This is a genomic window from Bradyrhizobium lupini (assembly GCF_040939785.1).
GTDB classification, from domain to species: Bacteria; Pseudomonadota; Alphaproteobacteria; order Rhizobiales; family Xanthobacteraceae; genus Bradyrhizobium; species Bradyrhizobium canariense_D.
The window spans coordinates 4,962,607-4,976,943 of sequence record NZ_CP162553.1; the positions used below are offsets into that span (position 1 = coordinate 4,962,607).

The window sequence follows — 14,337 nt, forward strand, 5'->3', positions numbered from 1 at the left end:
ATCTGGGATGTCGCGGGCGATCGCGTAACTGGCCGCATGGCCAGGAAATAAGCAGGGAAGCTGGTCCGTAAGAGCACGGCCGACGAACATGTGATTGGAGCCGCTCACGGGAACGTGTAGCAATCGGCTCGACCTTGTGCCGTACGGCCTCACGCCTTTTTGCGAGCCCTGATTGATGACCATCGACCTTACCCGCCGCACCCTGCTTCAACTCGCCGGCGCCAGCTCGCTCGCAATGGCGGCTGCGGGCGCGGCGCGCGCCGAGGGCACACCGCAGGGCGGCGGTCCGACCTATGCCAGCCGCACGCCGATGCGCGTCGGCATGGTGACGCTCCGGGTGAAGAATCTCGACAAGGTTGCGAACTACTACCGCGACGTGATCGGGCTCACCGTGATGGAACGCTCGACGAGCGCCGCCAAGCTCGGCACGGCCGGCATCGCGCTGCTGGTGCTGGAGGCCCGTCCTGATGCCGAGATCGAGCCGCGCAACGCCGCCGGCCTCTATCACACCGCCTTCCTGATGCCGACCCGCAAGGACTTGGCCCGCTGGCTGGTAGCAGCCGCTTCGCATCGCGTGCCGCTGTCGGGCTTTGCCGATCATCTCGTCAGCGAATCCGTCTATCTCGACGATCCCGAAGGCAACGGCATCGAGGTCTATGCCGACCGCGATCCCTCGCAATGGCAGTGGAGCGAAGGCAGCGTGAAGATGGCGGCCGACGAGCTCGACATTCCCGACCTGCTGTCGCTGACCAATACGCGCGTGCCTGATTATGCCAAGGCACCGGACGGAATGCGCATCGGCCACATGCATCTGCGCGTCGGCGACCTCGCGCAGGCGCAGAATTTCTACCACGGCACGATCGGACTCGACCCGACCCGCAGCCGCAACGGCGCCGCGTTCCTGTCGTCGGGACGCTACCATCATCACCTCGGCATGAACGTCTGGCAGAGCCAGGGCGCCGGCCAACGCGACGATCAGGCAACGGGGCTCGCCTGGTTCTCGCTGGTGACAGCTAAGCAGGATCTGCTCGCCGCGCAGGAAGAGCGCCTGCGCAAGGGCGGCGCGAAAGTCACGGCGCTAGCGGACGGCGTTGAGGCGATCGATCCCTGGGGCACGCGGGTGCGGCTGATCAGGATTTGATCGCCGGCACGAGCGTTGGTAAGACCGTCAGGCGCTAGCCAGTTTCCGGGATTCACACCTGACATGTCCGATTTTCGCGGCGTCTTCCCTTATCTCGTCTCTCCCGTCGCTGCCGATGGCGCGGTGCGGACGAACGTCCTCGCAAAGCTCTGCGACGATCTGATCGGCGCGGGCGTCCACGGTCTGACCCCGCTCGGCTCGACCGGCGAGTTCGCCTATCTCAACGCCGCCCAACGCACCGCGGTCGTGCAGACCACGATCGAGGCGGCAAGGGGACGTGTGCCTGTTGTCGCGGGCGTCGCCTCCACCTCGACGGCAGATGCGGTGGCGCAGGCGAAGGCGTATCAGAAGCTCGGCGCCGACGGCATTCTGGCGATCCTGGAAGCGTATTTCCCGCTCGCCGACGCCCAGATCGAATCCTATTTCCGCGCCATCGCGGATGCCGTGGACATCCCCGTCGTCATCTATACCAATCCGCAATTCCAGCGCTCCGATCTCACCCTCGAAATCATCGCGCGCCTCGCCGAACATCCGCGCATCGGCTACATCAAGGACGCCTCGACCAACACCGGCCGGCTGCTCTCGATCATGAACCGCTGCGGCGATGCCTTGCGGGTGTTCTCCGCCTCCGCCCATATCCCGGCCGCGGTGATGCTGATCGGCGGCCTCGGCTGGATGGCGGGCCCCGCCTGCATCATTCCGCGCCAGAGCGTCGCGCTCTACGACCTCTGCAAGGCCGGCCGCTGGGACGAGGCGATGGCGCTCCAGCGCAGGCTGTGGCGCATCAACGAAGCTTTTGCCCGCTTCAACCTGGCGGCCTGCATCAAGGCCGGCTTGGCCATCCAGGGGTACGACGTCGGCGATCCTGTCCCGCCGCAGGCCGCTCTCACCGCCGATGCGCGCAAGGTCGTAGAAGCGGCATTGCGGGAGCTGGCGTAGCGGTTTGTCACGCGGCAATGGGCCCCGGCACGGGCAGCGGAAACCGTCCTTAGCTGCCCGATTCGAGAAACTTCCATTCATTTTCGACGTTGCTGCGTGAGCTGGCTCTGTCACCTCCCGGCATGTGCATTCGAGAGATCGTCTTCAGCATACGACACGGTGATCACTGATGAATCGTCGCTACGCAATCATTGCGGCGGCTTTTGCCGCCCTGCTGCTCGTGGTAACTGCCGTGAAGGTCCAGCATGCGCCATGGACAACCCCCTCCGCGCGCGCCGTCGAGCAACGTGGTCCGCTGTCCGAGGCCGAAAGGGCCACCATCGACATCTTCGAACGAGTGTCGCCCTCGGTTGTCCAGGTTGCGGTGAGATCGGCCGCTACTCCTGTCATGGGAGAGGAGGGGCAGGGCGGCGCTTCCGGCACGGGATTTGTCTGGGACCGCGACGGGCATCTCGTCACGAACAACCATGTCGTGGCCAATGGCGGCGAGATCGCGGTGCGCTTTGCGTCGGGAGAGGTGGCTCGGGTTGATCTGATCGGCACCGCCCCCAATTACGATCTTGCGGTCCTGCGGATCCGCAGCGTGCGCGAGCTTCCACCGCAGGTGGCTCTCGGCAGCTCGACCGACCTGAAAGTCGGGCAATCCGCGTTTGCGATCGGCAATCCTTTCGGGCTAGATCAGTCGATGACGAGCGGCATCATCAGTGCCCTCAAGCGGAGGCTTCCGACCCATGGCGGCCGGGAGATTGCCAATGTCATCCAGACGGATGCCGCAATCAACCCGGGCAATTCAGGCGGGCCGCTGCTGGACTCCGCCGGCCGGCTGATCGGCGTCACGACTGCGATCATATCGCCGTCCGGCTCGAATGCGGGCATCGGTTTCGCGGTGCCGGTGGACGTCGTGAACCGGATTGTCCCCGAGCTCATTCGCAATGGCCGCGTGCCGACGCCCGGCATCGGCATCGTCGCCGCCAGCGAGGATGTGTCGACGCGGCTTGGCGTCCAAGGGGTGATCGTGGTCCGGACAGCCCCCGGCAGCCCTGCGGAACAGGCGGGGATTCGCGGTGTCAACTTGTCGACTGGAACGGTCGGAGACATCATCACCGCGGTGGAAGGCAAGCCGGTGCGGCGGCTCTCCGACCTGACTGATGCGCTCGAGCAGGCCGGTGCCGGTAAGACCGTTCGCCTCACGGTAAAGCGGGATTCGGACACCCGTGATATCAATGTGGGCATCATCGACATAGAGCGCTCCTGACCCGGCAATCTGCGGCCAAAGCGGGCGTGACACGCAATGCAGATGTGCCGCGGCTCGGTTGTATCGACCGCAAAATCGGCTAAAACCCCCGCGGTCGTTTTCTGGGTTTCAAGGACATGGTGGAATGAACATTCTTCCCGGCAATTTGCGTTTCGGAGCGGGGCAGCCCGTCAAGCGTTTGGAAGATCAGCGACTGCTCACCGGGAAGGGGCAGTTCATCGACGACAAGCCGGAAGATGGCGCGCTGTGGTTGTACCTGCTGCGCTCGCCGCATGCCCACGCGAAGATCGTCTCGATCGACACCGGCGCCGCCACTGCGATGCCCGGCGTGACCGCGGTGTACACCGGCGCCGACCTCGTCAAGGACGACATCGGCGTCATCCCGACCTTGAGCATCTTCAAGCGTCCCGACGGCAAGCCGATGACGGTGCCGCCACGCCGCCTGCTGGCGCACGACATCGTGCGCTATGCCGGCGAGGCGGTGGCCGCCGTGGTGGCCTCCTCGCGTGCTGACGCGCAGAGCGCAGCCGAAGCGATCGTGGTCGAATATGACGTGCAGCCGGCGGTGGTCGATCCGGTCGAGGCGGTCAAGCCCGGCGCGCCCGTGGTGTGGCCGGAGGCACCCGACAACATCGTCGGCGCGATGGCTTACGGCGATGCCGCCAAGGTGGACGAGGCTTTTGCCAGCGCGGCGCATACCGTCGTGCTAGATCTCGTCAGCCAGCGCCTCGTGCCGTCGGCCATGGAGCCGCGCTCGACCATTGCCGAGATCGACAAGACGTCCGGCCGCCTTCTGCTGCATGTGCAGTCGCAGACGCCCGCCTCGACCCGCGACGTGCTGGCCGAGGCCGTGCTGAAGCGTCCCAAGGACAGCGTTCGCGTGCTGGTCGGCGATATCGGCGGCGGCTTTGGCCAGAAGACCAACCTCTATCCCGAGGACGGCATAGTCGCCTATGCCGCGACCAAGCTGAACAGGAAGATCCGCTGGCGCGGCGACCGCACCGACGAATTCGTCGGTGGCACCCACGGCCGCGATCTTACCTCGACAGCTTCCTTCGCGCTCGACGAGAAGGGCAAGGTGCTGGCCTACCGCGTCAGCTCGATCGGCTGCACCGGCGCGTATTCCTCAGGCGCGGCCAACATCATCCCGCTGGTGCTGGGGCCGTTCGTGCAGACCGGCGTCTACGATTTGCCGCTGGTACATTTCGAGGTGAAGTCGGTGATGACCCACACCGCGCCGGTCGGCGCTTATCGCGGTGCAGGCCGCCCGGAGGCCGTGTTCATCGTCGAGCGCCTGTTCGACGCGGCTGCACGAAAAATCGGCATGGATCCGCGCGCGATCCGGAAAGCGAATTACATCAAGCCGGCGCAACTGCCCTATACGAATGCTGCGGGGCAGGTTTACGATTCCGGCGCCTTCGCGCACATGCTCGATCGCGCCGTGAAGCTTGCGGATTGGGACGGCTTTGCCGCGCGCAAGAAGGCGGCGAAGAAGAAGGGCCTGCTCTACGGCCGCGGGCTCACCTCCTATATCGAGTGGACCGGCGGCCGCGCCCACACCGAGAAGGTCAGCCTGCACGCGACCGCGCAGGGCCGCGTCGTCCTGCATTCCGGCACCATGGCGATGGGGCAGGGGTTGCAGACCACTTACACGCAGATGATCTCCGACACGCTCGGCATTGCCATGGACAAGATCGACGTGGTCCAGGGCGATACCGATCTGGCGACGGGCTTCGGCAGCGTCGGGTCGCGTTCGCTGTTCGTCGGCGGCACGGCGGTCGCTGTCTCCTCCAACGATCTGATTCAGAAGGCGCGTGAGAAGGCGGCGAACGTGCTGGAGACCTCGATCGAGGACATCGAATACCAGGGCGGCATGCTCACGGTGGTCGGCACCGACCGCCGCATCAGCCTGTTCGATCTGGCCGAGAAGGAAGGCGGCGCAAAGCTCAGCGTCGATTCCGAAGGCGAGGTCGATGGTCCGAGTTGGCCGAACGGCACCCATATCTGCGAGGTCGAGATCGATCCCGAGACCGGCGTCTCCAAGGTCGTGCGCTACACCACCGTGGACGACGTCGGTGTCGCCGTGAACCCGATGCTGGTCACCGGCCAGATCCATGGCGGCGTGGCGCAGGGTATCGGCCAGGCGCTGTATGAGGGGGTGTCCTATGATGCCGACGGCCAGCTGCTCACCGCGAGCTACCAGGACTATTGCATCCCGCGCGCCGACGACGTTCCGCCGATCGTGGTGACGCTCGACGATTCCGCGCCCTGTCGCACCAATCCGCTCGGCGCCAAGGGCTGCGGCGAATCCGGCGCCATCGGTGGCCCCCCTTGCGTCACCAACGGTGTGATGGATGCGCTCGCCGAGCTCGGCATCACCCAGCTCAACACGCCCCTGACGCCGCAGAAGATCTGGCAGGCGATCCGGGATGCGAAGGTGGGCGGTTAGCGGCCATTGTCGTGCTGGCTGTCGCCACAAATCCAACTCGTCGTCCCGGCCTTCGCCGGGACGACAGTGAGACCGGGACGACAGTGAGAATGTAGCGCCAGTGCCCCTCAGATCCCCAACATCATCTTCGCAATAATATCGCGCTGGATCTCCGAGGTGCCGCCGAAGATCGTATAGGCGCGGCCGTTGAGATATTCCGGCATCACCGTCAGCATCTCCTCCGGCATCGCCTGCTCGTGGTTGAGCTTGTAGAGCGGGCGCATCGGCTCGACCGCGAGGGCGTCATGGCCGATGACGTCGGCGCCGAGCCGGGTCACGGCCTGGCGGATCTCGCTGTTGCGCAGCTTCAGGATCGACGACACCGCACCGGGATTCTGTCCGGTCTGCAGCGCCGACAGCACGCGCAGCTCGGTCATCTCCAGCGCGTCGATATCGACCTCGACTTCGGAGATGCGCGTCGCGATGTCGGGACTGTCGATCGCGCGGCCCGTCAGATCGGACTCGGCAAGCTCCGCGATCGCCTTCAGCCCCTCGCGCAGCTTCGCCGAGGCGATGCCGGAGCCGCGCTCGAACTCGAGCAGATACTTGCCGTAGGTCCAGCCCTTGCCTTCCTCGCCGACGCGGTTCGCCACGGGAACGCGCACGTCGTCGAAGAACACCTGGTTGACCTCGTGGTCGCCGCCGATGGTGAGGATGGGGCGCGTCGTGATGCCCGGTGTCTTCATGTCGATCAGAATGAAGCTGATGCCGTCCTGCTGCCGCGGGCCGTCGCTGGTGCGCACCAGCGCGAACATGCGGTTGGCGTGGTGGGCATGCGTCGTCCAGATCTTGGTGCCGTTGATGATGTAGTCGTCGCCATCGCGCACGGCGCGCGTCTTCAGCGAGGAGAGGTCGGAGCCGGAGCCCGGCTCGGAATAGCCCTGGCACCAATAATCCTCACCGGACAGAATGCGCGGCAGGTAGAAGTTCTTCTGCTCGGGCGAGCCGAAACCGATGATGACGGGCCCGACCATCTTCACGCCCATCACATTGACATTGGGCACGCCGGCCCGCGCGCTTTCAGTCTCGAAGATCCAGCGCTGCGCCGGGGTCCAATCCGGCCCGCCATGCTCGACCGGCCAGCCCGGCGCGCCCCAGCCTTGCTTGTGCAGCGTGCGCTGCCAGGCCATGCCGATATCGGGGTCGGAGAACACCGACGGCGTCAGCGCGGTCGCGCGCTTCATCTCCTCGGTGAGGTTTCTGGCAATGAAGCCGCGCACCTCGTCCTGGAAGGCGCGCTCCTCGGCATTGAACGACAGGTCCATGATGCGCTCCTTGTGTCAGGCCGGCACGGTGGGGCGGCCAAGCAGGGCGTGGCGGCCATAATGGTGCGCGCTGCCGCCGAACAACGTGTCGAACGCGACCAGCCGCTTGAAATAAGCGCCGACCTCGAGCTCCTCGGTGACGCCCATGCCGCCGTGAAGCTGGATCGACTGCTCGCCGACGAAACGCGCGGATTTGCCGATCTTCGCCTTCGCGCCCGATGCGGCCCGCGCGCGCTCGACCGGATCGGCGTCGAGCTTCAGCGCGGCGCGCAGCGCCATCGAGCGCGCTTCGTCGACCTGGACCGCCATGTCGGCGAGGCGGTGGCGGATCACCTGGTTGGCGGCGAGCGGCCGGCCGAATTGCTTCCGGATTTTTGTGTACTCCAGCGTAGTATCCAGCAGTACCTGCATGATGCCGACGGCCTCGGCGCCAAGCGCAGCCATGGCGCGATCAACAGCCCATTCGATTGCCGGCAGCGCGTCATGCCCGTTGCCGAGCAAGGCATCCTCCGGCAGTTGCGCGTCCGACAGTTCGATGTTGCAGGCCCGCCCGCCGCCGAGGCGCTCGTAGTCGGAGATCGCAACATTCGGCGTCGTCGCCGAGACTAGAAACAGGCCGATCCGCGTCGATGGCCCCTGATGATCATGGATATGCCCGGAGACGATGATCTCGTCGGCGGCATGGCCGTCGAGCACGGCAATCTTGCTGCCGGCAAGGCGCCAACCTTGGCCCGTCTTGGTCGCGGTCGTCGCGACCCTAGCAAGATCGAACCGCGCCGCGCGCTCGGAATGCGCGAGCGCGAGCTTCAACGATCCGTCCGCGATCTTCGGCAGGATGGCCTGCTTCTGCGCCATGCTGCCGCATCGCTCGATCAACGCGGCGCCAAGCACGACCGACGCGATATACGGCTCCGACACAAGCCCGCGGCCGAAGGCTTCCATCAAAATGCCGATCTCGACCGCGCTGCCGCCGAGCCCGCCACACTCCTCCGCGATCGGCAGCGCCAGCCAGCCCAGTTCTGCGAATTGTTTCCACACCGCCGGACTGAAGCCGAGCGGATCGTTCGCCATCTTGCGGCGGTGATCGGCATCGTAGCTTTCGGCCACGAAGCGCTCCGCGCTTTCGCGCAGCAGGCGTTGCTCGTCGCTGAGATTGAGATCCATCCTGTCTACTCCGCGGCGGCCGGCGGCTTGCGGACGGAGGGGTGTAGGCCCGATGGATCGACGATCATGCCGAATTCCTGAAGATTATGCGCGTGACAGAGCTGATGCAGCGCAAAGGCCTGGTCGATTGCAGCCGGTTGGCCCATCACGTCAACCGAACGATTCACGGCTTCCTTGGTCAGCTTCAGCGCAAAGGACGGTTTTGACGCGATTTTGCGCGCCAGCGCCAGCACGGCGGATGACAGCTCTGCGCGCGGCACGACCCGGTTGACCATCCCGAGTTGATGCGCCTCCTGCGCGCTCCATGCGTCGGCCGTGAACAGAAATTCCTTGGCCTTGCGCGGGCCGAGCTCCCAGGGATGCACGAACCATTCGACGCCGCAGACACCCATGGTGACCACGGGATCGCAGAACTGCGCGTCGTCGCTGGCGACGATGAGATCGCAGGCCCAGGCCAGCATCAGGCCGCCCGCGATGCATTTGCCGTGCACCTCTGCAATGGTCGGCTTGGCGAGGTTGCGCCAGCGCCGCGTGATCTGGAGATAGATTTCCTGCTCGCGCGCGAAGCGGCCATGAGCATTTGATTCAGCGAAGCCGCCCCAATTTCCGATTGGCGGAAAATCCACGCCCGCTTCATTCTTGCTGCCGGGTCGCAGGTCATGGCCTGAGGAGAAGTGCGGACCATTACCGGCGAGAATGATCACCTTGACCGCGTCGTCCTGCACCGCCTCGTCGAAGGCGGCGTTGAGATCGTAGGTCATTTGCAGGTTCTGCGCGTTGCGCGCGTCGGGCCGGTTCATCACGACCCGGGCAATCGCCGGCTCCGGCCTCTCCACGAGGATGGTCTCGAACGAGCTCATCGCGTTCCCCTGGCGTTCCCGACCTGGCATTATTGTTCCCTCAAGTTGACTATTACAGCCAGGATTAAGCAAGAGGCTTGCGTACATCGGCTGCTTTTCACAGGCAACGGCCGGGACGCAAGATGTCTGGCATCTCGCGCGCGCAATCTGGTAGCTTGCGCCCGATTCCACCGGGAGAAATTTGATGCGCAAGATCCTGACCGTGCTGGCGGCGCTGGCCTCGTTGAGCCTCACCAATTGCGGCTATAACGCGATCCAGAGCGAGGACGAGCAGATCAAGGCCAATTGGTCCGAGGTCGTGAACCAGTATCAGCGTCGCGCCGATCTCGTGCCCAACCTCGTCAACTCGGTGAAGGGTTTTGCGCAGCAGGAGAAGGACGTGCTGCTCGGCGTCACCAATGCCCGCGCCAAGGTCGGCAGCATCCAGGCGACGCCGGAGGTGCTGAACGATCCCGCCGCATTCCAGAAATTCCAGGCCGCCCAGGGCGAGCTCTCCGGCGCGCTGTCGCGGCTGCTCGTGGTCACCGAGAACTATCCGCAGCTCAAGTCGGATGCGCTGTTCAAGGATTTGATGTCGCAGCTCGAAGGCACCGAGAACCGCATCACGGTGGCGCGCAACCGCTACATCAAGGCGGTGCAGGACTATAACGTCACCATCCGTTCGTTCCCGAGCAACGTCACGGCGATGATGTTCGGCTACAAGGAAAAGCCGAACTTCACGGTCGGGAACGAGAAGGAAATCTCGACCGCGCCGAAGGTCGATTTCAATCCGGCGCCCGCGCCGTCGAAGTAAGTGCCTTCGACCCCGATGCATGCCCCACCCACCACCGTCATTCCCCGCGAAAGCGGGGAATCCAGTACGCCGCGGCTTCACGGTTCAATCACTGCTGCCTCTGGAATACTGGATCGCCCGCCTTCGCGGGCGATGACAACGATGTTGTGGCGTGCCGTTTTGGGCTTCTCAGCATTCGTCCTCGTCTTCGCGCTCCTGTTCACCTTTGCGCTCCCCGCCTCAGCCGATGTCGCCGTGCCGCAACTGACCGGCCGCGTGGTCGATCAGACCGGCACGCTCTCCAGCGGCGACATCGCCGCGCTGTCGCAAAAGCTGCAGGACTTCGAGATGCGCAAGGGCAGCCAGATCGCCGTCCTGATCGTGCCGACGACGGACCCGGAGACCATCGAGCAATTCGCGATCCGCGTCGCGGAGGCCTGGAAGATCGGACGCAAGAAGGTCGACGACGGCGCCATCCTCGTTGTGGCCAAGAACGACCGGCATTTGCGCATCGAGGTCGGTTACGGCCTCGAGGGCGCGCTCACCGACGTCACGTCGCGGCGCATCATCGATGAAGCCATCACGCCGAAATTCAGGAGCGGCGATTTCGCCGGCGGCATCACGGCGGGCGTCGACCGCATGATCCGCGTCATCGACGGCGAGCCGCTGCCGACGCCCTCGCGCAGCGTGAATTTCGGCGATTGGAACGACGTCGAGCCGCTTTTCTACTTCCTGCTGTTCGGCCCGCTGGTCATCGGAGGCATCCTGCGCTCCATGTTCGGGCGGCTGTTCGGTTCGGGAATAACGGGAGCGATCGTTGGTGTCCTCGCCTGGTTCGTGATCGGCTCAGCGGTCATCGGACTGGGCGTCGGTGTGCTCGGCGCTGTCCTGACGTTTATCGCCGATCTGTTTGGGGCGGGATCGGGCACGGGGTCCTCGCGTCGTGGCTCGTGGTCGAGCGGCTCGTCATCCGGCGGCTGGAGCAGCGGGTCGTCGTCGAGCGGCGGCTTCAGCGGTGGTGGCGGCAGTTTTGGCGGCGGCGGCGCCTCGGGGAGCTGGTAGGTCATGAGCATCAGGCGCATCACCCGGCATCTGCTCCAGCACCATTGGCGTGCCAAGCAGGTGTTCCCGAAGGGCGTGCTCGACCGCATCGAGCAGGCGATCAAGCGCGGCGAAGCCAGCCATTCCGGCCAGCTCCGCTTCGTGGTGGAAGGCGCGCTCGACGGCGGCCCGCTGTTTCGCAACCAGCCGGCGCGCGAGCGCGCGCTCGACGTGTTCTCGCAACTGCGCATCTGGGACACCGCGCACAACAATGGTGTCCTGATCTATCTCCTGCTCGCCGACCGCGATGTCGAGATCATCGCCGACCGCGGTATCGATGCGAAGGTTGGTGGCGAGCGTTGGGAGAGCATCTGCCGCGCCATGGAAGTCGAGTTCAGGTCGGGGCAGTTCGAGCGCGGCGTGATCGGCGGCATCGAGGCGGTGTCCCGGGAGCTGACAAAGCACTTTCCGTCAAGCGGCCCGCACCCCAACGAGCTGCCGGATGCACCGGTGCTGATGTGACGGACAGTGATGTGGACAGAGCGGGCGTCATCCACGCCCGTCGTTGACCACGTGGGGGCGGCAGACCCTGTCCGTTGCGCGGCCGTTCATCTTCGCCCGGTTACAAATTGCTTCATACCCGCCACACCGGTTCCACGTTCCCGGCCCAATTCGGCCCCGGATGACTCCCTAAAATTTCGGTAAGCGGGTCCCGAAGTAAGGATTTCGCAAGCAATGAAAGTTACCAAAAGGTGGAGTATTTGAGCTGTGAGCGAACCAATGGCTGAGCAGGCTGCCCAAACGACCGGTGAGCAGACGAGCGTCGTCGAAGCCGCCGCGACCGCGCCGCAGGCCGTCGAGTCTGCGGGAATCGAGGCCCCTTCGATTGCCCCTGACCACGAGGCGCCGCCCAAGCCTGATCCGATCGAGATTGAGCCGCCGCGGATCGAGGTGCCGAAGTTCGAGGCCCAGGTTGAGCCCAAAGCCGAGACCAAGTCCGAGCCAAAGCCCGGCAAGCTCATCGTCATGGCACCCGCAGAGCGGTCCTGGGACCGTGAGGAGTTTGCGCCGCATGTGAAGGCGGACGAGCCGCGCGAGAGCGGCGGCGCGCGCCGCCTGTCGGCGATGGCCGCGGTAGTGGCGATTGCAGCCAGTGTCGGCGCCATCAGCGGCGCGCTCGCGACCGCAGGGATGATGCACTTCGCAAGCTCCGCGCCGGCACAGGTTGCCGACACCAGCGCGCTGGAATCCTCGGTCGCCCGGATTGATGCCGATGTCGTCGCGCTCAAAGCCAACGTCGAGCATACCTCCAAGACCGGCCTCGGCCAGTTCAACCGGACCAACGACCGCCTCGACAAGCTCGAGAAGGCGCAGGCCGAGCCAATGGCCAAGATCGCAAAGCTGTCCGAGACGGTCGACAAGCTCCGCGCCACCCCGCCCGCGGCGCCCGTCCAGGCCGCAGCCGCCGTGCCCGCCAAGGAGACCACTGGTTCGATCGCACCGACCCAGGTTGCAACCGCCGCAGCTGCGCCGGCTCCCGTCGCACCCAAGACCGAGGTCGGCCGGTTGCCGACGGTCGAAGGCTGGGTGCTGCGCGACGTCTCCAACGGCGGCGCACTGGTCGAGGGCCGCGGTGGCCTCTACGAGGTGTATGCCGGTGACCCCATCCCAGGGGTTGGCCGTGTCGATGCGATCCGCCGTCAGGACGGCCGCTGGGTGGTCGTCACCAGCAAGGGGCTGATCGTCGCGCGCTGAGCGGCCCATATCCGATTTCGAAAAGGCGCTTCACCACGATGTGAAGCGCCTTTTTGCTTGAATAGCCGTCCCTGCGCGGTGTTACCTGAGGCATGAGCCGCGCCTTGCGAATTCTCGTTGCCGCCGCCGTATTTTTCGGCGGCATCGTGTCGTTGTTGGCCGCGGAGAACGCGCAACTGGCACGCGGCACGGCGATCACCGATCCCGATCTCCTGCGCGAGCTCGACCAGCACGATGCGCTCACGATCTCGCGCCTGTTGTGGCCGGAGCGGAACGCGAACTTTCCGCTGACGACCGATCTGATGTTTTCGTGGTTGTCGCAGCTCAAGGAGATTCCTCCCGCGATCGAGGCGGAGATCGATCGCTACGTCGCCCAGCAGAAGGCGGCATATCCGACCGAGACCATCGGCGTCGGCGAGGGCTTCGACGTACAATTGTTCGATCGCGCCAATCTGAAATCCCGCGACACCCGTTTCGTGCTGGCCGGCATCGTCAACCGCATGGACCGGGCCTATGTCTCGGAAGACTCCTGCGGCGAGATCAGGCTGATCTATCGTCTTGTGCGTTTCGAGACCAAACCGGATGGCGGCAGGACAGCCACGCGGCTGCCGATGACGCTCAATCTGGTGATGAAGGCGCGCGACGTGCGCCAGATGGACGGGAACGGCAAGCCGATCACCTGCGCCGAGGTCGCGCGACGCTGGCTCGGCAATGGCGACTGGCAGGGGCTGATCGGCAGCGACTTCTTCCCTTACGATGCGATGCTCGATCGCATCGAGACCAACATTCAGATCTCAGTTGCGGCGAAATCGGCGCTGCACGATTTCCGCTCCGACTATCTGCTCAAGGTGTTCAAGTACGACGCCGCCTCGAAGACGTTCGAGGAATCGACGCTGGAGAACCAGATCGACCGCGACCGCATTCTCGCTGACAATGATCTCCGGCGCGACTTCAGGGATTGGCTGCTCGCGCCCGATCATCTTCGCGACTTCGATCGCGGTACGGTGCTGATCCCCGAGAAATTCCTGGCCAAGGCTGCAATCGTGCCGACGCCAGCCGGCCTTGATGCTTCTCCGTTGCAGCCGGAGTTCGGGATGGTGCAAGGGGAGGGCAACGGAGAGGGACAGGGCGAGCCGGTCTTCTCCGACAACGACGTGGTTGGTGCGTTGAAGCAAGCTGCCGCGCGCGGGGACATGCAGAACGTCCGCTCGGTCGCGGGCTTCCAGCGCCGCCTCAATGACGTCACCTGCGCCGGCTGCCACCAGACCCGCGGCATCGGCGGCTTTCACTTCCCGGGCGTCGATTGGCTTGCGGACAAGCCGTCCAACTCGACCATCGTGCCGGCCTCGCCGCATTTTCTTGGCGACCAGGTCCGCCGCCGTGACATCCTGACCGCGATGGCCGCAGGCAAACGTCCTGATTTCTCACGTGGATTTGCCAGCCGGCCGCAGACCCGCGGCAGCACTGAGCTGGCGGGGACCGAATATCAGGACGGCTGGGGCGCGCATTGTTCCCTGGAAAATGCGGGATCGCGATCGACCGACAGGAGTTTTACGTCATGGAGCTGTGCTAAAGGATTGACCTGTCAGGCTGCCGCGGCTTCGCGCCGCATCGGCATGTGCTTCATCAAGACGCGTTAGGCTGTCTCGAACCGGTT

The 14,337-nt window shown here is 65.0% G+C and carries 12 protein-coding genes; 9 read left to right on the top strand and 3 right to left on the bottom strand.

Features of this window, described 5'->3' with window-relative positions; all coding sequences use genetic code 11:
- The first annotated feature begins 175 nt into the window (after positions 1 to 175).
- From AB3L03_RS23560 to AB3L03_RS23575, 4 genes are all read left to right on the top strand, one after another.
- Complete coding sequence (locus AB3L03_RS23560) at positions 176 to 1,141, top strand: VOC family protein (RefSeq protein WP_368507107.1); 966 nt, start codon at positions 176 to 178, stop codon at positions 1,139 to 1,141.
- Between the two features lie 63 nt (positions 1,142 to 1,204).
- Positions 1,205 to 2,080, top strand: coding sequence for a dihydrodipicolinate synthase family protein (locus AB3L03_RS23565; protein ID WP_018453659.1), 876 nt, complete (start codon positions 1,205 to 1,207; stop codon positions 2,078 to 2,080).
- Between the two features lie 169 nt (positions 2,081 to 2,249).
- Positions 2,250 to 3,335 carry a S1C family serine protease gene (locus AB3L03_RS23570; RefSeq protein ID WP_018453660.1) on the top strand — a complete coding sequence of 362 codons (1,086 nt, stop codon included), beginning with the start codon at positions 2,250 to 2,252 and terminating at the stop codon, positions 3,333 to 3,335.
- Between the two features lie 124 nt (positions 3,336 to 3,459).
- Positions 3,460 to 5,784 carry a xanthine dehydrogenase family protein molybdopterin-binding subunit gene (locus tag AB3L03_RS23575; RefSeq protein WP_018453661.1) on the top strand — a complete coding sequence of 775 codons (2,325 nt, stop codon included), beginning with the start codon at positions 3,460 to 3,462 and terminating at the stop codon, positions 5,782 to 5,784.
- Positions 5,785 to 5,891: 107 nt separating this feature from the next.
- Here AB3L03_RS23575 and AB3L03_RS23580 read toward each other — a convergent pair whose 3' ends face one another.
- From AB3L03_RS23580 to AB3L03_RS23590, 3 genes are read right to left on the bottom strand one after another with little or no spacing between them, the layout of a single operon-like run.
- Complete coding sequence (locus AB3L03_RS23580; protein ID WP_368507108.1) at positions 5,892 to 7,088, bottom strand: acyl-CoA dehydrogenase family protein; 1,197 nt, start codon at positions 7,086 to 7,088, stop codon at positions 5,892 to 5,894.
- A 15-nt stretch (positions 7,089 to 7,103) separates the two neighbouring features.
- On the bottom strand, positions 7,104 to 8,252 hold the full coding sequence (locus AB3L03_RS23585) for an acyl-CoA dehydrogenase family protein (RefSeq protein ID WP_368507109.1): 1,149 nt from the start codon (positions 8,250 to 8,252) through the stop codon (positions 7,104 to 7,106).
- A gap of 5 nt (positions 8,253 to 8,257) precedes the next feature.
- Positions 8,258 to 9,112 (bottom strand): enoyl-CoA hydratase, encoded by an 855-nt coding sequence (locus AB3L03_RS23590; RefSeq protein WP_368507110.1) that lies wholly within the window; start codon positions 9,110 to 9,112, stop codon positions 8,258 to 8,260.
- A gap of 184 nt (positions 9,113 to 9,296) precedes the next feature.
- On the opposite strand from AB3L03_RS23590, the gene AB3L03_RS23595 reads away from it, so the two are divergent.
- The 5 genes from AB3L03_RS23595 (at position 9,297) to AB3L03_RS23615 (ending at position 14,320) form a co-directional block, all read left to right on the top strand.
- Positions 9,297 to 9,905 carry a LemA family protein gene (locus AB3L03_RS23595; protein WP_007596535.1) on the top strand — a complete coding sequence of 203 codons (609 nt, stop codon included), beginning with the start codon at positions 9,297 to 9,299 and terminating at the stop codon, positions 9,903 to 9,905.
- Between the two features lie 132 nt (positions 9,906 to 10,037).
- Positions 10,038 to 10,946: a YgcG family protein gene (locus tag AB3L03_RS23600; RefSeq protein WP_085349575.1), complete on the top strand. Its 909-nt coding sequence runs from the start codon at positions 10,038 to 10,040 to the stop codon at positions 10,944 to 10,946.
- 3 nt (positions 10,947 to 10,949) lie between these two features.
- On the top strand, positions 10,950 to 11,447 hold the full coding sequence (locus tag AB3L03_RS23605; RefSeq protein ID WP_085349574.1) for a TPM domain-containing protein: 498 nt from the start codon (positions 10,950 to 10,952) through the stop codon (positions 11,445 to 11,447).
- A 258-nt stretch (positions 11,448 to 11,705) separates the two neighbouring features.
- A complete protein-coding gene (locus AB3L03_RS23610; RefSeq protein WP_018453668.1) occupies positions 11,706 to 12,680 on the top strand; it encodes a hypothetical protein in 975 nt (324 codons plus the stop codon).
- Positions 12,681 to 12,772: 92 nt separating this feature from the next.
- On the top strand, positions 12,773 to 14,320 hold the full coding sequence (locus AB3L03_RS23615) for a hypothetical protein (RefSeq protein ID WP_204512294.1): 1,548 nt from the start codon (positions 12,773 to 12,775) through the stop codon (positions 14,318 to 14,320).
- Positions 14,321 to 14,337 lie beyond the last annotated feature (17 nt).